Source organism: Methylobacterium oryzihabitans (assembly GCF_004004555.2).
Lineage (GTDB): Bacteria > Pseudomonadota > Alphaproteobacteria > Rhizobiales > Beijerinckiaceae > Methylobacterium > Methylobacterium oryzihabitans.
Genome location: NZ_SACP01000016.1, coordinates 52,948 through 75,616, shown reverse-complemented (window position 1 = coordinate 75,616; position 22,669 = coordinate 52,948). Strand labels below are relative to the sequence as shown.

18 protein-coding genes are annotated in these 22,669 nt (G+C 71.7%); 7 read left to right on the top strand and 11 right to left on the bottom strand.

Annotated elements, in window-relative coordinates; all coding sequences use genetic code 11:
* The first annotated feature begins 48 nt into the window (after positions 1 to 48).
* The 3 genes from EOE48_RS16885 to EOE48_RS16875 are packed head-to-tail and all read left to right on the top strand — an operon-like array spanning position 49 to position 3,446.
* A complete protein-coding gene (locus tag EOE48_RS16885) occupies positions 49 to 924 on the top strand; it encodes a branched-chain amino acid ABC transporter permease (protein ID WP_127731223.1) in 876 nt (291 codons plus the stop codon).
* A gap of 37 nt (positions 925 to 961) precedes the next feature.
* Positions 962 to 1,888 carry a branched-chain amino acid ABC transporter permease gene (locus EOE48_RS16880; protein ID WP_127731221.1) on the top strand — a complete coding sequence of 309 codons (927 nt, stop codon included), beginning with the start codon at positions 962 to 964 and terminating at the stop codon, positions 1,886 to 1,888.
* A 34-nt stretch (positions 1,889 to 1,922) separates the two neighbouring features.
* Positions 1,923 to 3,446, top strand: coding sequence for an ATP-binding cassette domain-containing protein (locus tag EOE48_RS16875; protein ID WP_127731219.1), 1,524 nt, complete (start codon positions 1,923 to 1,925; stop codon positions 3,444 to 3,446).
* A 12-nt stretch (positions 3,447 to 3,458) separates the two neighbouring features.
* Here the strand turns inward: EOE48_RS16875 and EOE48_RS16870 are convergent, their stop codons facing one another.
* The 3 genes from EOE48_RS16870 to EOE48_RS16860 all read right to left on the bottom strand — a co-directional run bounded on the left by EOE48_RS16870 (position 3,459) and on the right by EOE48_RS16860 (position 7,827).
* Positions 3,459 to 4,724 carry a cytochrome P450 gene (locus EOE48_RS16870; protein ID WP_246154544.1) on the bottom strand — a complete coding sequence of 422 codons (1,266 nt, stop codon included), beginning with the start codon at positions 4,722 to 4,724 and terminating at the stop codon, positions 3,459 to 3,461.
* Positions 4,725 to 4,802: 78 nt separating this feature from the next.
* Complete coding sequence (locus EOE48_RS16865; protein ID WP_127731217.1) at positions 4,803 to 5,939, bottom strand: helix-turn-helix transcriptional regulator; 1,137 nt, start codon at positions 5,937 to 5,939, stop codon at positions 4,803 to 4,805.
* A gap of 160 nt (positions 5,940 to 6,099) precedes the next feature.
* A complete protein-coding gene (locus EOE48_RS16860) occupies positions 6,100 to 7,827 on the bottom strand; it encodes a di-heme-cytochrome C peroxidase (RefSeq protein ID WP_425463670.1) in 1,728 nt (575 codons plus the stop codon).
* Between the two features lie 231 nt (positions 7,828 to 8,058).
* On the opposite strand from EOE48_RS16860, the gene EOE48_RS16855 reads away from it, so the two are divergent.
* Positions 8,059 to 10,455 (top strand): hypothetical protein, encoded by a 2,397-nt coding sequence (locus EOE48_RS16855; RefSeq protein WP_246154538.1) that lies wholly within the window; start codon positions 8,059 to 8,061, stop codon positions 10,453 to 10,455.
* Between the two features lie 131 nt (positions 10,456 to 10,586).
* Here EOE48_RS16855 and paoC read toward each other — a convergent pair whose 3' ends face one another.
* Genes paoC through paoA form a run of 3 tightly spaced genes read right to left on the bottom strand, consistent with a single transcriptional unit; the run spans position 10,587 to position 14,367 of the window.
* The gene (paoC, locus tag EOE48_RS16850; RefSeq protein ID WP_127731215.1) at positions 10,587 to 12,806 is read right to left on the bottom strand and encodes an aldehyde oxidoreductase molybdenum-binding subunit PaoC; all 2,220 of its coding nucleotides are present in this window, start codon (positions 12,804 to 12,806) and stop codon (positions 10,587 to 10,589) included.
* On the bottom strand, positions 12,803 to 13,777 hold the full coding sequence (locus EOE48_RS16845; RefSeq protein WP_127731213.1) for an FAD binding domain-containing protein: 975 nt from the start codon (positions 13,775 to 13,777) through the stop codon (positions 12,803 to 12,805). Before EOE48_RS16845 ends, paoC begins: the two co-directional genes overlap by 4 nt.
* Positions 13,774 to 14,367 carry an aldehyde dehydrogenase iron-sulfur subunit PaoA gene (gene paoA / locus EOE48_RS16840; RefSeq protein WP_246154548.1) on the bottom strand — a complete coding sequence of 198 codons (594 nt, stop codon included), beginning with the start codon at positions 14,365 to 14,367 and terminating at the stop codon, positions 13,774 to 13,776. Before paoA ends, EOE48_RS16845 begins: the two co-directional genes overlap by 4 nt.
* 306 nt (positions 14,368 to 14,673) lie before the next feature.
* Here paoA and hslV point away from each other — a divergent pair, with 306 nt between their 5' ends.
* From hslV to EOE48_RS16825, 3 genes are all read left to right on the top strand, one after another.
* Positions 14,674 to 15,204 carry an ATP-dependent protease subunit HslV gene (hslV, locus tag EOE48_RS16835; RefSeq protein ID WP_127731209.1) on the top strand — a complete coding sequence of 177 codons (531 nt, stop codon included), beginning with the start codon at positions 14,674 to 14,676 and terminating at the stop codon, positions 15,202 to 15,204.
* Positions 15,205 to 15,268: 64 nt separating this feature from the next.
* Positions 15,269 to 16,582: an ATP-dependent protease ATPase subunit HslU gene (gene hslU, locus EOE48_RS16830; protein ID WP_127731207.1), complete on the top strand. Its 1,314-nt coding sequence runs from the start codon at positions 15,269 to 15,271 to the stop codon at positions 16,580 to 16,582.
* A 257-nt stretch (positions 16,583 to 16,839) separates the two neighbouring features.
* The gene (locus tag EOE48_RS16825) at positions 16,840 to 17,160 is read left to right on the top strand and encodes a 2Fe-2S iron-sulfur cluster-binding protein (RefSeq protein ID WP_127731205.1); all 321 of its coding nucleotides are present in this window, start codon (positions 16,840 to 16,842) and stop codon (positions 17,158 to 17,160) included.
* Positions 17,161 to 17,163: 3 nt separating this feature from the next.
* On the opposite strand, the gene EOE48_RS16820 is transcribed toward EOE48_RS16825, so the two are convergent.
* The 5 genes from EOE48_RS16820 to EOE48_RS16800 all read right to left on the bottom strand — a co-directional run bounded on the left by EOE48_RS16820 (position 17,164) and on the right by EOE48_RS16800 (position 22,669).
* Complete coding sequence (locus EOE48_RS16820; protein WP_246154536.1) at positions 17,164 to 17,844, bottom strand: DUF2490 domain-containing protein; 681 nt, start codon at positions 17,842 to 17,844, stop codon at positions 17,164 to 17,166.
* Between the two features lie 382 nt (positions 17,845 to 18,226).
* Entirely contained in the window at positions 18,227 to 19,402 is a 1,176-nt protein-coding gene (locus tag EOE48_RS16815) for a vWA domain-containing protein (protein ID WP_127731201.1), read from the bottom strand.
* 31 nt (positions 19,403 to 19,433) lie between these two features.
* Positions 19,434 to 20,333 carry a DMT family transporter gene (locus tag EOE48_RS16810; RefSeq protein ID WP_127731199.1) on the bottom strand — a complete coding sequence of 300 codons (900 nt, stop codon included), beginning with the start codon at positions 20,331 to 20,333 and terminating at the stop codon, positions 19,434 to 19,436.
* Between the two features lie 7 nt (positions 20,334 to 20,340).
* Entirely contained in the window at positions 20,341 to 21,237 is an 897-nt protein-coding gene (gene hemF, locus EOE48_RS16805) for an oxygen-dependent coproporphyrinogen oxidase (RefSeq protein WP_127731197.1), read from the bottom strand.
* A 322-nt stretch (positions 21,238 to 21,559) separates the two neighbouring features.
* On the bottom strand, positions 21,560 to 22,669 hold the full coding sequence (locus EOE48_RS16800; protein ID WP_425463669.1) for an ATP-dependent DNA helicase: 1,110 nt from the start codon (positions 22,667 to 22,669) through the stop codon (positions 21,560 to 21,562).

The window sequence follows — 22,669 nt, the reverse complement described above, 5'->3', positions numbered from 1 at the left end:
GCGCGCCGCCGACCATGCATGCCCCCGACCGGGAGGCCAGGACCCCGCATGACTGCCATCCAGATCCTCATCGACGGTTTCGCGATCTCGGCGCTGTACGCGCTCGGCGCCACCGGCTTCACCCTGATTTTCGGGGTGTCGGGCGTGCTCAACCTCTCGCACGGCGCCCTGATGGTCACCGCCGCGGTCGTCGCCTGGGCGGCGTCGAGCGAGTTCGGCCTCGGGCCGTTCGGAGGCGCGGCCGCCGGCATCCTGGCCTGCACGGTGCTGACGCTCGCCACCTACGCCCTGGTGGTCAAGCCGATCGACCGCTCGACCGCGATCCCGACCGTCGAGAAGGAGATCTTCATCCTCACCGGCACGCTGCTGTGGGGAATCATGATCCAGGAATTCATCGCCTACCTGTTCACCAGCAACGCCAAGACGGTGATGCCGCTGGTCGAGGGCATCGTGCTCATCGCCGGCATCCGCACGCCGTGGAACCAGATCGTCACCGCCGGGGTGTGCTGGGCGGTGATCGGCCTGCTGTGGCTGCTGGTGAACCGCACCCGCACCGGCAAGGTGGTGCTCGCCGCCTCGATGAACCCCCGCGGCGTGACGCTGCTCGGCTTCGAGCTGTCGCAGATCTACGTCGTGATCTGGCTCATCTACGGCGTGCTCGCGGGCATCGCCGGCGTGCTGCTCGGCCAGTTCCTCGGCGTGTCGTCCTACAGCGTCGGCCCGCTCACCGCGAGCGCGTTCTCGATCGTGGTGCTGGGCGGCCTCGGCAGCGTCTCGGGCTCGCTGATCGCCGCCTACGTCGTCGGCTACCTCGAGACGATGACCGCCTACCTCGTCTCGCCGGCCTACCGGACGATCCCCGCGCTGCTGCTCCTCGTCGCCGTCATGTACGTGCGCCCGCAGGGGCTGCTGGGCCGGCGCTGACGTCCACCGAAACCCCCTTCGCCCGAGGCGCCTCCGGATGACCCTGAAGCTCGTCACCAGCCCGCTGTTCTGGCTCACGATCGTGTTCCTCGTCGTGGCGGCGTTCCTGCCGCTCGGCGTGTCGGGCTACATCCTCGGCCTGCTCACGGTGGCCTATTATTTCGGCGTGTTCTCGATGGCCTGGGACCTGCTGTTCGGCTTCGCCGGCGAAGTCAATTTCGGCCCGACCTTCCTGATCGGGCTCGGCGCCTACACCGCCGGCATCCTCAACGGCAACGGCGTGTCGATCCCCGTCTGCCTCGCCGCCGGCGCGGTGGCGGCGGTGGTCGGCGGGGTGGTGCTGGCGCTGCCGGCCCTGCGGGTGCGCGGGCCGTATTTCGGCCTGACCACCGTCGTGGCGGTGCTGATCCTGCAGAACCTCATCGTGGTCTTCGCCGAGACCACCGGCGGCGAGATCGGCCTGACCGTGCCGGACGTGATCTCGATCGATGCGGCGACGAACTACTGGATCGCGCTCGGCTTCATGACGGTGAGCGGGCTGGTGCTCTTCGCCATCGCGCGCTCGCCGGTCGGGCTGATCCTCCAGGCCAGCGGCCAGGATCCGGTCGAGGCCGGGGCGCTCGGCTTCAACGTCGCCAAGCACAAGCTCGCGGCGTTCTGCGTCAGTGCGTTCTTCTCCGGCCTCGCCGGGGCGCTGTTCGTCTTCTACATGGGCACCGCCTCGGTCGGCACGCTGGTCGACGTCTCGGTCGGCGTCCAGGTCATCATCGCGGCGGTGCTCGGCGGCCGGCGCACCATCGTCGGCGCGGTGCTCGGCGCGGTGTTCCTCATCGCCGCCGGCGAGGTGCTGCGGCCGCTCGGCGCCCTCTCGACCTTCGTCGTCTCGGCGATGGCGCTCGCCGTCATCCTGTTCGTGCCGGCCGGCCTTCTCGGCCTCCTCACCCGCCAGGGCCAGCGCGCGTGACGCGGCCTCCCCGTCCCCATTCCGAGGTCCGCGCATGACCCTGGCCGTCCTCAAGACGCCGACCGCCCCCCAGGCCCCTGCGCCCCAGACCGCCGGGGCCGCGCCGCGCCTCTCGGTCTCCGGCCTCGTCAAGCGCTACGGCGGCCTCGTCGCGGTCAACAACATCGGCTTCGCGCTGCGCCCGGGCGAGATCCTCGGCCTGATCGGGCCGAACGGCTCCGGCAAGTCGACGGTGATGAAGCTCATCATGGGGCTGGAACGGCCCAATGCCGGCAGCATCCTCCTCGACGGCGAGGAGATCGCCGGCCGGCCCTCGCACCGGGTGGCCCGCGCCGGGATCGGGCTGGTGTTCCAGCATTCCAGGCCGCTGCACCGCCAGACCGTGCTGGAGAACATCAAGCTCGCGCTCCTGCCCGACAACCTCCTGCGCCTGATCGCCGATCCGGGCGTCGAGCGGCAGGCCCGGGCGATCGCCGAGCGGGTCGGGCTCGGCGCTGTCCTCGACCGGCTCCCCGGCACCCTCCCGTTCGCCGACCTGCGCCGGATGGAGCTGGCCAAGGCCATCGCCCGCGACCCGAAGGTGGTGCTGGTCGACGAGCCCTTCGCCGGCCTGACCAGCGGCGAGGTCGCCGACTTCTCGGCCCTGATCCGGGGCTTTCGCGACGAGGGCAAGGCGGTGCTCCTCGTCGACCACAACGTGAAGAGCGTCGCCGCCCTCGTCGATCGGGTCCTGGCGATGTATCTCGGCGAGCCGGTCGCCGAGGGCTCGGCCGCCGAGGTGATGCGCAACGAGACCGTGCGCCGGGTCTATCTCGGCGGCAGCATCGAGACCGCCGCCCGGTCGCAATCGACCTTCTCCGGCTCGCCGCTGTTGAAGGTCGAGAACCTCGACGTGTTCTACGGCAAGGCCCAGGCCCTGCGAGGCGTCGGGCTCCACGTCCACGAGGGCGAGTTCGTCTCGGTCGTCGGCCTCAACGGCGCCGGCAAGACGACGTTGTTCAACGCCGTCTCGGGACTGGTGCCGTATTCCGGCGAGATCGGCTTCTCCGGCGAGACCCTGCGCCGGCGCAGCCCGGCGGCCATCGCCCGCGGCGGCATCGTCCAGGTGCCGGAGACCCGCGAGCTGTTCGGCGACATGACCGTGCGCGAGAACCTCGACCTCGGCGGCCAGCACCTGCCGGTGGCCGAGAGCGACCGCCAGCGCGACTGGCTCTACGAGCTGTTCCCGATCCTCAAGAGCCGGGGCGGCCAGATCGCCCGCACCCTGTCGGGCGGCGAGCAGCAGATGCTCACCATCGCCCGCGCCCTGATGATGAAGCCGCGCCTGCTGATCCTCGACGAGCCGACGCTGGGCCTCGCGCCGGTGATCCTCGAACAGCTCTCGAAGGCGCTGGAGCGCCTGCGCCAGACCACGCCGATCACCGTCCTGCTCGGCGAGCAGAACGTCACCTTCGCGCTGCCGCACGCCGACCGGGTCTACGTCCTGGAGCATGCCCGCATCGTCTGGGAGGGCCCGCCCGACCGGTTCGCCGCGGAGGCCGGGACCGGATACCTGTAGCGGGCGGTTCCGTCACGGGCGATACGTGATCGGGAACGAGGCCGGGAACGGCGTCCCGCCGTCGTCGATCGGCCCCGCCGCGCACACGTCGGCGCGCAGCAGCACCCGGCGCACGACCTCGGGGATCATCTCGGCCGCCACGTAGCGGCCGAGGCATTCGTGGTGGCCCTGGCCGAAATGCAGGTAGGTGTGGGCCGGCCGCGTCGGGTCGAACCGCTCGGGGTCGGGCACCCGCGTCTCGTCGAACATCGCCGAGAGACTCAGCGGCAGCACCACCCGGCCCGTCGCCACCGGCGTCTCGTGCGGCGTCCCGCGGGCGAGGACGGTGTCGGCGCTGGCCTGCCGGAACATGAAGGCGACGATCGGCGCGAAGCGCAGCGCCTCCCAGACGTAGCCGTCGAAGGCCGCGGGGCCGGCCTTCGCGGCGGCGCACGCCGCCGACAGGATGTCGGGGCGCCCGAGCAGTTCGCACAGGGCGTTGGCGATCGCCTCCGAGGTCGTCTCGATGGCGCCGATCAGCAGGCCGCCGACGTTGATGACCACCCGGTCCATGCCGAACCCGGCCGCCTCCGGCAGGTGCAGGCGCAGCACCCGGGTCAGGGTGTCGTCGGCGGCGGTGCCGGCCGCGATCGCCTGGAGGCGGGCCGGGATCAGCCGGCCGAAGGCGGCCCGCATCTCGACCCGGGCCTGCTCGGCGGCGGCGTGGACCGCGTCGGCGTCGGGCCGCTCGTCGAACGGCAGGTTGTTGAACTGGTCGCACTGGTTGGCGAAGGACCAGCGCAGCAGGTCGGCATCCGGCGCGTCGAAGCCGAAATGCCGCTGCACGACCCGCAGCGGCACGAGGCGCGACAGCGCCCCGACGACGTCGACCGCGCCGCCGGCGCCATCCAGCACCGCGTCGGCGACCTCCCCGGCCATCGCCCGCACCACCGGCAGGTCGCGCCAGGTCAGCACCGAGCGCATCACCGCCTTGTCGCGGTAGTTCACCTCCGTCTCGTCCATGGCCAGCATGAACTCGCCCATCTTCGGGCCGTAGAGCCCGACGGTGAACAGGCGCGGCAGCGACAGGATCTGCTCGACCTCGCCGCGCTCGGCGACGAGGATCACCGCGCCGCAATCGAGGACCGGACGCCGGAGGCGGAGCTGGGCGAAGAACGGCCGCGGCGCGCGCGCGATCCAGTCCCGTGCCAGCGGCCAGCGTTCGGCCGGCGGCAGGGCCTCCAGGGTGTCGAGGCAGGGCGCGCCGGCGGCCTGCGGGTTCGGGCTCATCGCGTTCATCACCGGCCTCGGTTGGAGTTGAATCGCCACACCCGACCCTCCCCCGCAGAGGGGGGAGGGTCCGACCAGCCCGCGCCCTCACGACAGCGACACGTCGAGCCCCTCGCGCAACCGCGCCACCAGTTCGCCCTGCCGCCGGGTCTCGGTCTTGGCGAACAGCGACCGCAACTGCGTGCGCACGGTCGAGATCGCCACGCCGCGGTCGCGGGCATGGGCGTGCAGCGACCGGCCCGACGCGATGGCGCCGGCGAGGAACGCCTCGGCCGCGGTGAGGCCGAACAGCGTCTGGAGCCGGGAGGCGGCGCCCTCCTGCGACCGCGGCGCGCCGGTGCGGATCACCACCGCGAGTTGCGACCTCGGGTCGTCGCCGGTCTCGGTGCGGCGCGACAGCGGGTGGAGCGAGACGCGGTAGGGAAAGCCCTCGTCGCCGGACGCCACCGCGATGTGATCGGCCTGGTCGATCCGGACCTCGCCGTTCGCCGCGGCCAGCGCCTCCTCGGCCGCCTTGGCGAGCCGGCGCGAGCAGTGGTGGCTGCGGAAGGCGAGGCTGCCGTTGTCGAGCGACAAGCCGGATCCGGACCGGGCCAGCGCCTCGGCCGAGCGGTTGGCATGGGTGACCCGCAGGCGCGAATCCGTGAGGATCACGGCCGCGTCGAGGAGGTCGAGGGCGGAGGCGAGGTCGGCGGCGCGATCGCCGGTGTGGCGCAGCAGCGCGTAGAACTCGAAGGCGCGCCGCAGGTGCGGAACGAGGAGGGCGAGCCGCCCGGCCTCCTCGGCGCCGAAGGGACCGGCGGCCTCGTCGCGCATCGCCGCCAGCGTCGCCATCACGTCGGCCTCCTTGGCGAAGAAGCTGACGAGGCTGTGCTCGATGCCGAACGGGCGCACGACCTCCTTGAACAGGGCGGTCTCGCGGAAGTGGCGCTCGTCGACGCCCTCCTCGGCCCGGATCACCCGTCCCTGGTTGGACAGGATGTAGGGCAGCCGCGGATCCTCGGTCGCGTGCCGGTACAGGAAGGTCCGGTAGGCGGTGCGGTCGAACCCGGACACCGCCCAGGTCGGCTTGCGCTTGCCGTCGAGGCTGAAGATCGCGAGCTGCCCGACCCGGCCGCCGACGAAGCCGGTGACGTCCTCCAGCAGCGACGTCCACTGTTCGGGCTGCCCGACGCGGTCGTAGATCGAGCCGACCAGCCGCGAATACGTCTCGAGATCCTGCATCGCGGTGCTCCGTTGCCCCGCCCGATCGACGCGAGCGCAAAGGCCTGCCGGGGGACCTTCATGTCCCGCCGTCAATCGATATTTTAGGATAGCAAAATATTCACGCCGTGTTCAAGCGCACCTTGGCGTCAGCACTGTCTCGATCCCCGAAAAATATCTCCTACAACGTGCGCAGATACTCGATCAACTGGCGGCGCTCCGCTTCCGTAAGATTGCTCGTTCCATAGTCTGGACCTTCATGTCCTGCATTAGAGTTTCCGGGCAGCGACGTATCGAACAGGAACGGGCCGATGTCCGAGCGGAAGCCGATCTTCGTCTCGTCGATCTCGCGGCTTCCGACCCGGAAGGTCTTCGAGCGCTGGTCCGACGGCAGCAGCAATTCGTAGAGGTTCGGTACCGAACCGTTGTGGAGGAACGGGCCGGTCGCCCAGGCTCCGTTCAGGGGGCGGGCCTTGTAGACGAGGAGATCGCGGTCGCGCCGGTCGCCGAGGAAGCGGGCGACGAGATCCTTGCCGCCGGCTCCGGACATGGTGTTGAGGAGTTCGTTGCGCGCTTCCCTCTCGGAGGCGCCGCGCTTGAGCAGGCGGGCGACGATGTCGGCCTGATCCGCGCCGAGGCGGCTCGGGTTCTGCAGCAGGTCGACCGGCTCCAGGATCGCTCCGGCGACGATCGCCGCGACGAGGTCGAGGCTGCGCAGCCGTTCCGGCAGCGGCGGGGTCGTGACCAGGAACGGCATCCGCACGCCCTCCAGGATGCCGCTGAACGCCTGCCGCGACTCGGCGTTGCGCGCCATCGCCGGGTCGGTCCCGATCCGGTCGAGCGGCGTCAGCGTCACGCTCTGGCGGCGGTCCGGCCCGGTCGGCGCGATGGCGTGGCACGACAGGCAGAGCCGGTCGTACAGGACCTTGCCGGCGGCGGCGTCCTGGCGCTGGGACTCGGTCGGCGGCGCGACGGCATTCGGCCAGCCCGGGGCCGTGAGATCGCGCAGGCGGCCCTCGATCCGCATGAGGTTGAGCCGGTCGGCCGAGGTCTGGAACCACAGCGGCGGCAGCGTCGGCTCGCGGATGTCGGCATGGGCGAAGACGCCCAGCACCTCGCCGACGTTACGGCCGAGCCGCTCGACAACGAGGTTGTTCGGCGCCGAGCCGTTCCACTGCACCCAGTCGTGCCAGGAGGTGTCCCACAGGAACGGGTAGCTGACCGGGGCGTTCGGCTCGGCGATGTTGCGCGGGTCGCGCAGGTCCATCCCGGTGGCGCGGTTGAAGATCATCCCGAAGGCGTCGAGGCGCCCCGGCCCCCACGCCACCCTGGCCCGGCTCTGCTCGACGTAGCGGGCGAAGTCGCCGGCGAACCGCGTCAGGCTCGCGCGCAGGCGGCGGCGGTCGGCCCCGCCCTGCCCCGACAGCTCCGCCGGGATCACCCGGCGGGCGAAGCGGTCGAACCGGGCGTCGTCGGACGCGGTGAGGGTCAGCGCGCGGCCGAGCTCGGCGATGAACGCGAACATGTCGGCGTTGGTCGGCCCGCCGTCGATCTGGATCGTGCGGCCGCGCAGCGACACCCGGTTCACGTGGCAGGCGGCGCAGGTCATGCCGACCCACTCGCCGCGATCGTCGACGTCCTTGACGAAGCCGACCGGCAGGCCGGTGGCGGGGCCGGTGCGGCCGTCATAGGGATTGGGCAGGTAGCCGAACCGCTCCAGCCGGTCGGCGACGAACAGCCCGCCGCCCTCGGGCGCCTCCAGCGACAGGAACCAGGCATAGGGCATGATCTGCGAGCCCTGGCTGGCGCCGTAGAACCACGCCCGGTCGGTCTCGCTCCACGACTGGTCGGCGAAGTGGACCGGACCTTCCTCGGGTGCCGCGGTGGCGGCCGGTCCCGCCACGAGCATCGCCCCGGCGGCGACGGCCGCGAACCATGGCGTTCTGCGTGAAGTCTCGATTGGAGCCTTGCACCCGGTCACGGCACGCCCCCCGTCGCCGCCGGCGCCCCCGCCGCCGCTCGGCGCGAATGGTAGGCAAGCCCGGATCCCGGCGCCTCATCCGAACAGAGGATGCAGGATGGTGCCGCCTCGGGCATGGGAGGCGGGACGGCGAGGCCCCCGCCCCAGAAGGGTGACGCCATGACCCCGCACCATCCGCGCTTCCCGTATTTCGGATCGGATCTGCCGCATCCCGAACCGGACCCGGATCCGGCCCGGCCCTCCGTGGCGCGGGCGTGGGACGTGGTCCTGCGCTGGGCGCGGGTGCTGTGGGTGTGCCGGGTCAGCGCGGCGAGCGTCGCCCTCGCCTTCGTGCTGTTCCGGAAGGCCGCCCCGGCGCGGGACCTGTTCATGGAGTTCGGCAGGCAGCCGGCCTACTGGGTCGCCTTCTTCGGCCTCGTGCTGCTCTGGGCCGGCATCGTCCACTTCGCGGCGCGCAAGGTGCTGGCGCAGCAGGCCTGGGCGGCGCCCGGCCAGCGCCTGCCGCTGCCGGACCGGGTGCGGGAGAGGTTGCAGGACCGCTACCGGCTGGCCTCGGCCTGGGTCCCGCGGCTGCTCGGTCTGGGCTGCCTCGGCACCGTCTGGGTCGGCATCACCGGCGCGCGGGGCGATCTCGGCCCCGCCCAGGACATTCTCGGGCAGCCCGATCCGGGCTGGCTGCTGTGGCTGCTCGCGGGCGCGACGCTGGTCTACTGCGCCTACGTTTTCCTGCGCCTGCGCTTCCTCGACGCCGAGACCCGGTACGAGTCCTGGCTCGACTACTGGGACGACTTCCGCTTCGGCTCCCGCAGCAGCCTGCTCAGCGACGCCACCCCGCTGTGGTTCCTGGAGGAGCGCCAGACCGAGACCCGCCGCCTGCTCGCCCTCGGGACTTATCCGCGCGGAGACGTCTTCGCCTTCGCCTGCCTCACCGCCCTGGCGGCGGTCTGGCTGTGGTCCGTGGCGCGGCCCGACCACGTCGCCGCCGCCTTCCCGCGCGCGCTGCTGGTCCCGGTGATCCTCGCCCTGCCGCTCTCGGTGCTCGCCTACCTGTCGACGTGGTCGCACTACCTGAGGCTGCCGCTCCTCGGTCTGCTGCTGCTCGCCTGCGCGGTCCTGAGCGGCCTGACGCCGCAATTCCATGCCCTGCGCCCAGTCGACGGGGCCGCCAGCGTCCAGCGCGCCGACCTGCGCGGGGCCCTCGACGCCTGGACGCGGGCCAACTGCCCCGGCGGCGGCGAGTGCCGCGCCGACCCGGTCATCCTGGCGAGCGCCGGCGGCGCGAGCCGCGCGGCGTTCTTCACCGCGAGCGTCGTCGGCGACATGCTCGACGCCAGCCAGCCGGCGCTCCGCACCCGCCTGTTCGCCATCTCGGGCGTCTCCGGCGGCGCGGTCGGCGCCGCGATGATCCGGGCGGCCCTCGACGATGCCGGCCCCGACGGCGCGCCGCCGTGCCGGGAGGCGCCGTCGACGCTGTTCGGCCACGGCACCGAGCGCGGCCCGATGACCTGGAAGACCTGCCTCCAGGGCCTCGCCTCCGGCGATTTCCTGTCGCGCCCGGTGATCGGGCTGGTGTTCCGCGACCTGTTCGGCTTCGCGCTCCAGGCCCTCGGCGCCGGCGACCGGGCGGTCCTGCTCGAACAGGCGTTCGAGGACCAGTACCGGCGCGTCGTGCCGGCCCGGGACGGCGCGGCGGAGGGCGGCCTCGCGCGGCCCCTCGGGCGCTTCCCCGGCAAGGAGGCGCGCTGGTCCCCGCTGCTGCTGCTGAACACCACGTCGACCCTGGACGGACGGCGGGCGATCCTGTCGGACCTGCTGCCGTTCTGGTGCGAGGGCGCGCGGGAGGAGCGGATCTTTCCCGCCGCCATCGACGTCCACGAGACGCTCGGGACGCCGCATGGCTGCGACGGCGGGGCGCCGCCGACGGCGGCCAGGAGGCCCGAACGGGCCTTCCGCCTCTCCACCGCCGCCACGGCGAGCGCCCGGTTCCCGGTGCTGTCGCCGCCGGCCCTCGTCTACCGGCCCGGCATCCCCGATCCCGACAAGGCCGGCCCCTACGACATGCTGGTCGACGGCGGCTACTTCGAGAACGACGGCCTGACCACGGCCGCCGAACTCGCCCGGGCGATCGAGGCCGTCCGGCCGGACCTGAAGCCGGTGATCCTGCACGTCACCAACAACCCGACCTCGGAATCGGTGCGCGTCTCCGGCGCCGGCCAGCCGGTGCCGGAGCGCAGCCTGATGGCGGTCGACTGGTACGCGGTGCCCGCCGCCCCGCTGCGCACGCTCTACGCCACCCGCGACGGGCACGCCGCCGAGGCGACGCTGGCGACGGGCGAGCGCGCCTTCTCGCTGTCGGTCGACGATCAGTTGCCGACGCCGGGCGCCGCCGGCTGCGCCCTCGCGGCGCCCGCCCCCGAGCCCCGCAGGGCGCCCGGGATCAAGGAACTGTCGATGAGCTGGTGGCTGTCGGGTTCGGTCCAGGACTACCTGTCGCGCCAGATCTGCACCGCCGGCAACGTGCGGGAGTTCCAGCGGTATCTCGGGACCGTCCGTTAAAGCATTTTCCGACGAAGTGGATACCGGTTCGTCGCAGAAAATGCGGCAAATTCAAAGACCTAGAGCACTTCGCGATCGCGTTGCGATCGCGAAGTGCTCTACGCGCGGCGGGGGACCGCCGCGCGCGTTCCTCACGCCGCGTCGGGCATGCGTTCGATCAGCTTGTCGAGGGTGATCGGGAAATCCCGCACCCGCACGCCGGTGGCGTTGTAGACCGCGTTCGCCACCGCCGCGCCGACGCCGCAGATGCCGAGCTCGCCGACGCCCTTGGCCTTCATCGGCGAGGAGATCGGATCGGCCTCGTCGAGGAAGATCACCTCCTGGCGCGGGATGTCGGCGTGGACCGGGACCTCGTAGCCGGCGAGGTCGTGATTGACGAAGAAGCCGCGCCGGGTGTCGACGGCGAGTTCCTCCATCAGCGCCGCGCCGACCCCCATGGTCATCCCGCCGATGACCTGGCTGCGGGCGGATTTCGGGTTGAGGATCCGCCCGGCGGCACAGACCGCCAGCATCCGCCGCACCCGCACCTCGGCGGTGTCGGCATCGACCCCGACCTCGACGAAGTGGCCGGCGAAGGTCGATTGCTGGTAGGTCTTGGCGAGGTCGCCGTACTCGATCGCGTCCACGGCGCTCAGCTCGCCCGCTTGCGCTGCCTCGCCGAGCGGGACGGCGCGGTTGCCCGACCGCACCTGCCCGTTGGCGAACACCGCGTCGGCCGAGTTGATGCCGAGCCGCTGCGCCACCGCCTCGCGCAACTGCACGCAGGCGGCGTAGACGCCGGAGGTCGCATTGTTCGCGCCGAACTGGCCGCCCGACCCGGCCGAGGCCGGAAAGTCGGAATCGCCGAGACGGACCACGACGCGGTCGAGCGGCACGCCCATCATCTCGGCCGCGGTCTGGGCGATGATGGTGTAGCTGCCGGTGCCGATGTCGGTCATGTCGGTCTCGACCGTCACCCTGCCGTCGCGATCGAGCCGCACCCGCGCCCCGGACTTGACCAGCAGGTTGTTGCGGAAGCCCGCCGCCATGCCGATGCCGACGAGGAAGCGACCGTCGCGGACCTGGCCGGGCGTCGGGTTGCGCTTCGCCCAGCCGAATTTTTCCGCTCCGGTCCGCAGGCAGCCGACGAGGTTGCGGTGCGAGAACCGGCGCCCCGGCTTCATCGGGTCGGTCTGGGTGTCGTTGCGGATGCGGAACTCGACCGGATCGATGCCGAGTTTTTCCGCCATCTCGTCCATGGCGACCTCGAGCGCCAGCAGGCCCGGCGCCTCGCCGGGCGCTCGCATCGCGTTGCCCTCCGGCAGGTCGAGGCGGGCGAGCTTCATCGCGGTCAGCCGGTTGGCGCCGGCATAGAGCAGCTTGGTCTGGTCGACCGCAGTCTCGGGCTTGCCGTCGGCGAGGTTGCCGGACGTGCTCTCGTGCCCGATCGCCGTGAGGGTTCCGTCCTTCGTCGCGCCGAGCCGGATGCGCTGGATCGTCGCCGGCCGGTGGGTGGTGTTGTTGGCGATCAGCGGCCGGGTCAGCGCCACCTTCACCGGGCGGCCGGCCGCCCTGGCACCCAAGGCCGCCAGCACCGCGTCGGCGCGCACGAACAGCTTGCCGCCGAAGCCGCCGCCGACATAGGGCGAGTCGACCCGGACGTTCTCCGGCTTGAGGCCGAGGATCTTGGCGACGCTGCCCTTGCTCCAGGCGATCATCTGGTTGGAGGTCCACAGCGTGAGCCTGTCGCCGGTCCACGCCGCGATGGTGGCGTGCGGCTCCATCATCGCGTGGCTCTCGTCGGCGGTGGCGTAGGTCGCGTCGAGCTGGACCGGCGCCTGCGCGAACGCCCCCTCGAAGTCCCCGACGCGCTCGGCACCCGCGGCGCCGCTGCCCTCGCCGCTGTTGCCGCCGACCGGCGGCGCGGCGGGCGCCTCGGCCGCGAGGTCGAACCGCCCGGGCTCGGGCGCGTAGTCGACCCTCACCAGGAACGCCGCCGCCCGCGCCTGCTCGAAGGTCTCGGCCACCACCACGGCGACCGCCTGATGGTAGTGCTGGATGGCGTCGCCGCCGAACAGGTAGGCGGCGTTCATCCGGCCGCGTTCCAGCCGCGGCGTGTCGAGCGTCGTGACGATCGCCACCACGCCGGGCGCGCGCCGGGCCGCCGCTGTGTCGATGCCGCGCACCCGGCCCTTGGCGATGGTGGCGCCGAGCACGTAGCCGTAGGCCTGGTTCGGCGCGACGTCGTGGCGCTCGTAGGCGTAGGGCGCGGTGCCGGTGGTCTTGTACTTGCCGTCGATGCGGTCGGTGGCCTTGCCCACCACCTTGAGCTGGTCGATCGGGTTCTGCCCCGCGGGCGTGTCGAACTTCATGGCCTCACCCCTTCTCGTCCGGGAGCCTGCGCCTCGTGCAGCGCCGCGCCGAGCGTCCGCTCGGCGAGGGTCAGCTTGAACCCGTTGTCGTGGGTCGGCCTGGCGCCCGCGAAGGCGCGCGCCGTCACCGCCTTGGCGCCCTTCGGCAGCTCGGCCTCGGCCTCCTCGACCCGCCACGGCCGGTGCGCGACCCCGCCGAACGCCACCCGCCCCGTCCCGTCCGGCTGCACGACGGCCGCCACCGAGACCAGCGCGTAGGCGTAGGACGCCCGGTCGCGCACCTTGCGGTAGACGTGCCGCCCGCCCGGGGGCTTCGGCAGCGTCACCGCCGTGATGAGCTCGCCGGCCCTCAGCGTGGTGTCGGTTTCCGGCTTGTCGCCCGGCAGCCGGTGGAACTCGGCGATCGGGATCGATCGCGTGGCGCCGCCGCCGTCGACCGTCTCCACGGTGGCGTCGAGGACGCGCATCGCCACCGCCATGTCGCCCGGATGGGTCGCGATGCAGTGCTCGCTCGCCCCGATCACCGCGAGCCCCCGGCTGATCCCGTCGAGCGCCGAGCAGCCCGAGCCGGGCTGGCGCTTGTTGCACGCCTGCGCCGTGTCGTAGAAGTACGGGCAGCGGGTGCGCTGCAGCAGGTTGCCGGCGGTGGTAGCCTTGTTGCGCAACTGGCCCGAGGCGCCGGCGAGCAGCGCCCGGCTCAGCACCGCGTAGTCCCGCCGCACCCGGGCATCCGCCGCGAGATCGGTGTTGCGCACCAGCGCGCCGATACGAAGCCCGCCCTCCGGCGTCGGCTCGATCGCGTCGAGCGTCAACCCGTTGACGTCGACGAGGTGGGTCGGGGTTTCGATCTGCAGCTTCATCAGGTCGAGCAGGTTGGTCCCGCCGGCGATGAACTTCGCCTCCGGGTTGCGCGCGACGGCCGCCGCGGCCTCGGCCGGGGTGGCGGGGCGCTCGTAGGTGAACGACTTCATGCCCGTCTCCCTGCGACTTCGGTCATCGCCTCGACGATGTTGGAATAGGCGCCGCAGCGGCAGATGTTGCCGCTCATCCGCTCGCGGATCTCGGCCTCGGTGACCTGCATCGGGGCGTTGAGGTCGGCGGTGACGTGGCTCGGGATGCCGGCCTTGATCTCGTCGAGCACCGCGACGCCCGAGCAGATCTGGCCCGGGGTGCAGTAGCCGCACTGGTAGCCGTCGTGCTTGACGAAGGCGGCCTGCATCGGGTGCAGGTTGTCGGGCTGGCCGAGCCCCTCGATGGTGGTGATCTCGGCGCCCTGGTGCATCACCGCGAGGGTGAGGCAGGCGTTGATGCGCCGCCCGTCGACGATCATCGTGCAGGCGCCGCACTGGCCGTGGTCGCAGCCCTTCTTCGAGCCGGTGAGGTGCAGGTGCTCGCGCGCCGCGTCGAGCAGGCTGGTGCGCAGGTCGAGGTCGAGTTCGCGGCGCTCGCCGTTCACCGTGAAGGCGACCTTGGCCGTCACGGGTGCGGCGGGAGCGGCCGAGGCCGCCCCGGCGGCGGTGGGCAGCGCGGCCGCGGCCGCGGCGGCGGTGGCTCCGACCATCAGGTCCCTCCGGTTGAGGTCGAGGGAAGCGGGATCTGGCATCGCGTCCTCCAGAACGGACGGATGGCCGTGACGGACCGGCCGCGGCGCAGTGCCGGACCCGATCGGAGCGACCACCCTGGATTGAATCCAACCTATGGCCCGCCGGTCCGGCGAACAGGGGCGGCGCGCCGATCGGGCTCATGAGCCGCAGCGGGACCCCGGCGAGGTGGACGAACGCGCCCAGCGCCCCCACCTGTGGGGGCGATGAACACCCAAGTTCCGGAGTCCTTCCCCTTGTCCCACGACGACGCAGGCGCCCCCCGCATGCACGCGACGACGATCCTGATGGTCCGCAAGGGCGGGCGCGTGGTCATCGGCGGCGACGGTCAGGTCAGCCTCGGCCAGACCATCGTGAAGGGCAACGCCCGCAAGGTGCGCCGCCTCGCCAAGGGCGCGGTGATCGGCGGCTTCGCCGGCGCCACCGCCGACGCCTTCACGCTGTTCGAGCGCCTGGAGGGCAAGCTGGAGCAGTATCCCGGCCAGCTCACCCGCGCCTGCGTCGAGCTGACCAAGGACTGGCGCACCGACCGCTACCTGCGCCGGCTCGAGGCGATGATGCTGGTCGCCGACCGCGACGTGAGCCTGCTGCTGTCGGGCGCCGGCGACGTGCTGGAGCCGGAGGGCGGCGTGATGGCGATCGGCTCGGGCGGCAACTACGCGCTGGCCGCCGCCCGCGCCCTGGAGGAGCAGGATCTCGACGCCGAGGCGATCGTGCGCCGCGCCATGCGGATCGCCGCCGAGATCTGCGTCTACACCAACGGCAGCCTCGTCATCGAGAGCCTGGACACGCCGTGAGCCCGCTGTCCGGCTTCTCCCTTCGTCTCGCCGCCCCCCGGCCGCCCCATCCCACGGGACCCCGATGACCACGTTCTCCCCCCGCGAAATCGTCTCCGAGCTCGACCGCTACATCGTCGGCCAGGGCGACGCGAAGCGCGCCGTCGCGATCGCCCTGCGCAACCGCTGGCGGCGCCAGCAACTCCAGGGCCCTCTGCGCGAGGAGGTCGCGCCCAAGAACATCCTGATGATCGGCCCGACCGGCTGCGGCAAGACCGAGATCTCGCGTCGGCTGGCCAAGCTCGCCGGAGCGCCGTTCCTGAAGGTCGAGGCGACCAAGTTCACCGAGGTCGGCTATGTCGGCCGCGACGTCGAGCAGATCGTGCGCGATCTCGTCGAGGTCGGGATCGGGCTCAAGCGCGACGAGAAGCGCCGCAGCGTGAAGGCCAAGGCCGAGGCCGCCGCCGAATCGCGCATCCTCGACGCCCTCGTCGGCCCAACCGCGAGCCAGTCGACCCGCGACGCCTTCCGGCGCCGGCTGCGCAACAGCGAACTCGACGACAAGGAGGTGGAGCTCGAACTCGCCGGCGGCGGCCCGGCCGGCATGCCGATGTTCGAGATCCCGGGCATGCCCGGCGCCGCGATGGGCGCGGTCAATCTCGGCGACATGCTCGGCAAGGCGCTCGGCGGCGGCCGCGCCAAGCCGCGCCGGATGAGCGTGCGCGATGCCTACGCGCCGCTCATCGCCGAGGAATCCGACAAGCTCCTCGACCAGGACGCCATCGTCCAGGAGGCGATACGCGAGGTCGAGGACAACGGCATCGTGTTCCTCGACGAGGTCGACAAGATCTGCGCCCGCGAGGGCCGCTCCGGCGCCGACGTGTCGCGCGAGGGCGTGCAGCGCGACCTGCTGCCGCTGATCGAGGGCACCACCGTCGCGACCAAGCACGGGCCGGTGAAGACCGACCACGTCCTGTTCATCGCCAGCGGCGCCTTCCACGTCTCGAAGCCGTCCGACCTGCTGCCGGAACTCCAGGGCCGGCTGCCGATCCGGGTCGAGCTGAGCCCCCTCACCGTGGACGACTTCCGCCGCATCCTCACGGAGACCGAGGCGAGCCTCATCAAGCAGGCGGTAGCCCTGATGGCGACCGAGGGCGTGACCGTGGGCTTCACCGACGACGCCATCGACGCGCTCGCCCGCGTCGCCGTCGAGGTCAATTCCTCGGTCGAGAACATCGGCGCGCGCCGGCTCCAGACGGTGTTGGAGCGGGTGCTCGACGAGATCTCGTTCACCGCGCCGGACCGCTCGGGCGAGTCGATGACGATCGACGCCGCCTATGTCCGCGAGCGGGTCGAGAGCCTGGCGCAGAACGCCGATCTCAGCCGGTTCATCCTGTGATGCTCCCGGTCATCTCGCGCTGCGGCAAATAGGTCGCGTCCCCGGCCCGGCCTCCACTTTCGGCCGGCCCAGGGGAACTCGACGGCATCCTAGACCTTTGTGCCGGCGTCCGTTTCGAGGACGGCGCCGGTCCATGGTGCCGTCCGGGACGACCACGGCATGCCGAGGGAGCGCTTGCATTCCGGGGGCGCACCCTCCAATCAGACCCCGCCGCGACACCACCCGGACGCGGCCCGCCGGAAGGCTCGGAGCGAGCGATGGTCCAGATCACCTACGTCGATGCCAAAGGCACGCCCCGGACCGTGAAGGGCGAGGTCGGCTCGACCGTGATGGAGACCGCCCTGCGTAACAACGTCCCGGGCATCGACGCCGAGTGCGGCGGCGCCTGCGCCTGCGCCACCTGCCACGTCTACGTCGCCGAGGAATGGCAGGACAGGGTCGGCCCGGCCGAGCCGATGGAGCAGGACATGCTCGACTTCGCCTCCGACGTGCGGCCGAATTCCCGCCTGTGCTGCCAGATCCGCGTCACCCCCGAGATCGACGGCCTGACCGTCACCACCCCGGCGCGCCAGGGCTGAGCCTCACGGCCGGTAGAGGACGCTCAGCGACAGGACGTGGTCCATCTCGACGCGGGCCGGGGCGTTGACCGTCTGGTTCATGTAGCCGAGTTCGATCGTCGACCTGTCCACGACCGGGATCTCGAGCCCGACGAAGGCCCGGACCCGGTCGAACCCGGCGCGGGCGCCCCAGTCGGTGTCGTTGAGGGCGACGAAGGTCTCGACCCAGCCCAGCGCCGAGACGCTCCCCTTGGCGTCCGTCAGCGGGTAGGCGGCGCGCACCTGTTCGCGCAGGCGGAAGCCGACGTCGCGGCCGTTGGTCTGCCAGCGCTGCTCGAAGCGGGTGCGCGACGAGAGCTTCAGCCGGCCGATCCGGCCGATCTCCCAGTTGACCTGCTGGAAGCTGCGGTCCTCGCCGAAGGCCCGGCCGCCGAGCGGAGTGGATTCGACGCGGGCGTAGCCCTGATAGAGCGAGAGGCGATCATCGAGCTTCCAGCCGATCGCCGGCCGCAGGATGAGCTGGTCGAGGCGCGAGAGACCGTCGCCGACGCGCGGCTGCACCTCGGCGAAATACGCGACGCTGCCGACCCCGCCGAAGATCGTCGCGTTGAACCAGAACTGGCCGTCATGGACGACCTGCGCCCCGGAGGGCAGCGCCGAGGCGAGCAGCCACAGGCCGGACGCCAGGGGAAGCGCACCTCTCACCACGATCCCTCCCCCGCCGCCGTCCCGAACGCCACCGGCTTCCGGGCAGGATTTCTCGTTCGCGGGGGTCGGTCCAGTGCCTGAACCGGATTCCGAGTGTCGGCGGCTGGCCTCGTGGCCGGCCGGCCACAGGCCGCACCGCCCGCGATGGCGTGCCGTGCAGTCGGGCGGGCCCCTTTCCCGGACGACTGGAACGAAGTGGAAGGAGATCCGGGAACCAGACGTCAGATGTGCCGCGAAGCGGCTCCATATCCTGCAACGTTGCAGAGCTTCGGACGCTTCGCGACGTCTTGTGCTGGATCCCGGATCTCCTTCCGCTGTCGCTTCAGTCGTCCGGGAAAGGGAGTGAAGCGGAAAGCGGCAGCCGCTCTTGGGAACCCAGTCATCGCACCAGCGCCCGCATCGCCCCGTCGATCCCTTCCAAGGTCAGCGGGAACATCCGGCCGGTCATGAGCTGGCGCATCATCTGGATCGACTGGGTGTAGCCCCAATGGGGCTGCGGCACCGGATTGAGCCACGCCGCCCGCGGGAAATGGTCGAGGATTCGGCCCATCCAGACCTGCCCGGCCTCCTCGTTCCAGTGCTCGACCGAGCCGCCCGGCATCGCGATCTCGTAGGGCGACATCGAGGCGTCGCCGACGAACACCACCCGGTAGTCCGACGGGTAGGTGCGGATCAGGTCGAGCACCGGCGTCGTCTCGGAATGGCGGCGGCGGTTCTCCTTCCACACGCCTTCATACAGGCAGTTGTGGAAGTAGAAGTGCTCGAAATGCTTGAACTCCGAGCGGGCGGCGGTGAACAGCTCCTGGGCGAGTTCCACGTGCCAGTCCATCGAGCCGCCGATGTCGAGGAACAGCAGCACCTTCACGGCGTTGCGGCGCTCCGGCCGCAGGCGCACGTCGAGGAAGCCGCGATCGGCCGTCGAGCGGATCGTGCCGTCGAGGTCGAGTTCCTCCGCCGCTCCCGTCCGGGCGAAGCGGCGCAGGCGGCGCAACGCGACCCGCATGGTACGCGAGGTCAGCTCGGCGCGGTCGTCGAGATCCCTGAACTCGCGCTTGTCCCAGACCTTCACCGCCCGGAAGTTGCGGTTGCGGTCCTGGCCGATGCGGATGCCCTCGGGGTTGGTGCCGTAGGCGCCGAACGGCGAGGTGCCGGCGGTGCCGATCCACTTCGAGCCGCCCTGGTGGCGGCCCTTCTGCTCGGCGAGGCGCTCCTTGAGAGTCTCGAACAGCTTGTCCCAGCCCAGGGCCTCGATCTGGTTGCGCTCCTCCTCGCTGAGGTAGCGCTCCGCGAGCTTGCGCAGCCAGTCCTCGGGGATCGCCTGCGGCTCGACCGCCTCGCCGAGGCTGGTCACGCCCTTGAACACCTGCCCGAACACCCGGTCGAACTTGTCGAGGTTGCGCTCGTCCTTCACCAGCGCGGCCCGCGACAGGTAGTAGAACTCCTCGACCCGCTTGTCGGCGAGGTCGCGGTCGAGGGCGTCGAGCAGGGTGAGGTACTCGCGCAGGGAGACCGGGACCCGGGCGGCACGCAGCTCGGTGAAGAAGGTCAGCAGCATGCGCCATCAACGCGCGAGGCGCGGCGCCGGGTCAAGCCCCGGAGGGCAGCGGCCGCGGCGCGCGGCGGGCCTCGCGGCGCAGGTTGTAGACGATGCCGGAGACGATCAGGGCCGCGCCGGCGAACAGCCACGGATCGAGCGCTTCGCCGTAGAACTGCCAGCCGACCACCGCGATCAGCGGCAGGCGCAGGAAGTCAAGGGGGATGACCAGGATCGCGTCGCCGCGCTTGTAGGCGTTGGTGAGGCACCAGTGCGAGGCGAGGCCGGCGACGCACAGCACCGCGAGCGCGACCCCGTGATGCTGGACGACGAACGGCACCGCCGCCTTGCCGGGCAGGAGGCGGCCGGCGACGAGGTTGAGCGGCAACTGGATCGCGTTCATCCAGAACAGGATCGACAAGGTCGTCTCGGTGCGGGTGAGGAGCTTGGTCGCGACCGCCGTGAAGGCGAAGCCGAGCGCGGCGACGAGCACGATCAGGCTCGCCGGCTGGAGCGCGGCGATGCCCGGGCGCAGGATCACCAGCACGCCGAGGAAGCCGAGGGCGACCGCGGCGGCGCGCGAGCCGGTGAGGCGCTCGCGCAGGATCAGCACCGCGAGCAGCGTCACCCAGGCCGGCGTGGTGAATTCGAGGGCGAAGACGACGCCGAGCGGCAGCAGGGTGACGCCGTAGGTCCAGCCGTAATTGGCGACCGCGTGGGCGAGGTTGCGCAGCAGGTGCAGCGGCATCCGCCGGGCGCGGAGGCCGGGGCCGCGGCCCAGCAGCGCCACGAGGCCGATCACCGCCGTGCCGGTGCCGGCCCGCGCCGCCAGGATGTCGAACAGCGGCAGAGCCGGGGCGACCTCGCGCACCGCGATCGCGGTGGCCGAGAACGCCGTCAGGGCGCCGGCCATCCACAGGACGACGGCGGCGAGGTCGGAGGCGACGCGCACGGACTCGTCAGGGCCAGCGGACGGTCGGGGGCATGGACGACAGGATCGACGCGACGTTGCCGCCGGTCTTGAGCCCGAAGATGGTGCCGCGGTCGTAGAGCAGGTTGAACTCGACGTAGCGCCCGCGCCGCACCTGCTGCTCGTGGCGGTCGGCCTCGGTCCAGGGCGTGGCGACGTTGCGCCTGACGATCGCCGGGTAGGCGTCGAGGAAGGCCCCGCCGACGTCGCGGGTGAAGGCGAGGTCGGCGGCCGGGTCGCCGGTCCAGTGGTAGTCGTAGAAGATGCCGCCGATGCCGCGGGGCTCGTCGCGGTGCTTGAGGTGGAAGTACTCGTCGCACCACGCCTTGTAGCGGGCGTAGTCGGCGGCCGGGTGGCGCTCGCAGGCGGCCCGGTAGGCGGCGTGGAACGCGACGCTGTCGGGGTCGTCCTGGGTCCGGCGCCGGTCGAGGACCGGGGTGAGGTCGCCGCCGCCGCCGAACCACGCCTTCGTAGTCACGACGAAACGGGTGTTCATGTGCACGGTCGGAACGTGCGGGTTCCACGGATGGGCGATCAGCGAGATGCCGGTGGCGTAGAAGCGCGGGTCCTCGGCGGCGCCGGGGATCTGGCCGCGGAACTCGGGGGCGAACTCGCCGTACACCGCCGAGACGTGGACGCCGGCCTTCTCGAACACCCGGCCGCGCAGCATCGCCATCGTGCCGCCGCCGCCCGGCGCCCCGCTGTGGTCGGTGCGGGTCCAGGGCGTGCGGGCGAACCGGCCCGGCGCGTCGGTCTCGGGCGGGAACGGCCCGGCCGCCTCGTCCTCCAGGGTCTCGAGCGCGGCGCAGATCCGGTCGCGCAGGGTCGAGAACCAGGCGGTCGCCTCGGCCTTGAGCGCCGTGAGGTCGGGAGCTTCGGTCGTCATGCCCCGGCTCATCCCATACCGCGGCCCCGGGGGGAAGGGGTTCGCCGCCCGCCGGGCGATGCGCGGCTTTCGCGCGAACCGGTTGACGACAGGTTAACCGCAGTCCCGGCGAGACCGGTGCGTACCGCGATCCGTTGCCGCAAGGAAACATCGGTGCAACGATCACCGCCTAATCCCGAGCCTCGACAGCAGACGGCCGCCGGGCCGGCATCCCGCTCGGGAGATTTTCGGATGATCGGACTTGTGTTGCTCCTCGGGTCCTCGATCTTCGTCTTCGCGCTGTGCGTGTGCAGCCTCGTGCTCGACGAATATTGAGGCGTCCTCACACCACCACCGTCACCGCCTCCGCGGCCCGGGTCAGGCCGGTATAGAGCCAGCGGCGGGCGTGCTCGCGGAAGGCGAACGACTCGTCGAACAGCACCACCTTGTCCCATTGCGACCCTTGCGCCTTGTGGACGGTGAGCGCGTAGCCGTAGGTGAACTCCTCGGTCTCGCGCCTCAGCATCGCCGGCACCTCCTCGTCGCTGCCGAGGATCACCGAGCGCAGCACCCGGATGTCCTGCGGCTTGCGGCGCAGGGCCGGGTCGTCCTCCGGCACCACGTCGAGGCGCACGAGGTCGGGCCGGGGCGCCGCGCGCAGGGCCTGCACCGTCCAGGTCGAGCCGTTGAGCAGGCCCTTGGTGCGGTCGTTGCGCAGGCAGACCAGCTTCTCGCCCACCGCCGGCATCGGGTCGGCATGGCCGATCAGCTCGCGGATGCGGCCGTTGTAGAGCCGCCGGGTCCGGTTGAGCCCGACCAGCACCTGATCGGCGGCGAGCACCGTCTGCGGGTCGATGCTCCGGCGCGGGATCACCCGGCTGGCGCCGTACTCGCCGGGTTCCAGCCGCCCGCCCTCGCGCACGCGCATGGCGAGTTGCACGATCGGGTCGCCCTCGGCCTGCCGGTGGACCTCGGTCAGCATCACGTCCGGCTCCGCCTCGGTGAAGAAGCCGCCGCCGCGCACCGGCGGCAGTTGCGCCGGATCGCCGAGCACCAGCACCGGCACGCCGAAGGACAGGAGGTCGTTGCCGAGGTCGGCATCGACCATCGAGCATTCGTCGATGACGACGAGCGCCGCCTTGCTCACCGGGCCGGTGCGGTTGAGGGTGAAGGCCGGCCCGCCCTCGGCATCCTCGCGGGTGCGGTAGATCAGGCTGTGGATCGTGGTCGCGTCGGGGCAGCCGCGGGCCCGCATCACCGAGGCGGCCTTGCCGGTATAGGCGCAGAACAGCACCCCGCCCTCGACGTCCTCGGCGAGGCGCCGGGCGAGGGTGGTCTTGCCGGTGCCGGCGAAGCCGAACAGGCGGAACACCTGGGGGGAACCCTGCCGCAGCCAGTCCGAGACCGCCTTCAGGGCGGCCTCCTGCTGGGGGCCGAAACGCAGGCGCGCCAT

Excerpts from the sequence above, each read along its gene's own strand:
- EOE48_RS16885 (WP_127731223.1), top strand. The coding sequence starts at position 49 with ATGACTGCCATCCAGATCCTCATCGACGGTTTCGCGATCTCGGCGCTG.
- EOE48_RS16880 (WP_127731221.1), top strand. The coding sequence starts at position 962 with ATGACCCTGAAGCTCGTCACCAGCCCGCTGTTCTGGCTCACGATCGTG.
- EOE48_RS16875 (WP_127731219.1), top strand. The coding sequence starts at position 1,923 with ATGACCCTGGCCGTCCTCAAGACGCCGACCGCCCCCCAGGCCCCTGCG.
- EOE48_RS16870 (WP_246154544.1), bottom strand. The coding sequence starts at position 4,724 with ATGAACGCGATGAGCCCGAACCCGCAGGCCGCCGGCGCGCCCTGCCTC.
- EOE48_RS16865 (WP_127731217.1), bottom strand. The coding sequence starts at position 5,939 with ATGCAGGATCTCGAGACGTATTCGCGGCTGGTCGGCTCGATCTACGAC.
- EOE48_RS16860 (WP_425463670.1), bottom strand. The coding sequence starts at position 7,827 with ATGCTCGTGGCGGGACCGGCCGCCACCGCGGCACCCGAGGAAGGTCCG.
- EOE48_RS16855 (WP_246154538.1), top strand. The coding sequence starts at position 8,059 with ATGACCCCGCACCATCCGCGCTTCCCGTATTTCGGATCGGATCTGCCG.
- paoC (WP_127731215.1), bottom strand. The coding sequence starts at position 12,806 with ATGAAGTTCGACACGCCCGCGGGGCAGAACCCGATCGACCAGCTCAAG.
- EOE48_RS16845 (WP_127731213.1), bottom strand. The coding sequence starts at position 13,777 with ATGAAGTCGTTCACCTACGAGCGCCCCGCCACCCCGGCCGAGGCCGCG.
- paoA (WP_246154548.1), bottom strand. The coding sequence starts at position 14,367 with ATGGTCGGAGCCACCGCCGCCGCGGCCGCGGCCGCGCTGCCCACCGCC.
- hslV (WP_127731209.1), top strand. The coding sequence starts at position 14,674 with ATGCACGCGACGACGATCCTGATGGTCCGCAAGGGCGGGCGCGTGGTC.
- hslU (WP_127731207.1), top strand. The coding sequence starts at position 15,269 with ATGACCACGTTCTCCCCCCGCGAAATCGTCTCCGAGCTCGACCGCTAC.
- EOE48_RS16825 (WP_127731205.1), top strand. The coding sequence starts at position 16,840 with ATGGTCCAGATCACCTACGTCGATGCCAAAGGCACGCCCCGGACCGTG.
- EOE48_RS16815 (WP_127731201.1), bottom strand. The coding sequence starts at position 19,402 with ATGCTGCTGACCTTCTTCACCGAGCTGCGTGCCGCCCGGGTCCCGGTC.
- hemF (WP_127731197.1), bottom strand. The coding sequence starts at position 21,237 with ATGACGACCGAAGCTCCCGACCTCACGGCGCTCAAGGCCGAGGCGACC.
- EOE48_RS16800 (WP_425463669.1), bottom strand. The coding sequence starts at position 22,669 with ATGGCGCGCCTGCGTTTCGGCCCCCAGCAGGAGGCCGCCCTGAAGGCG.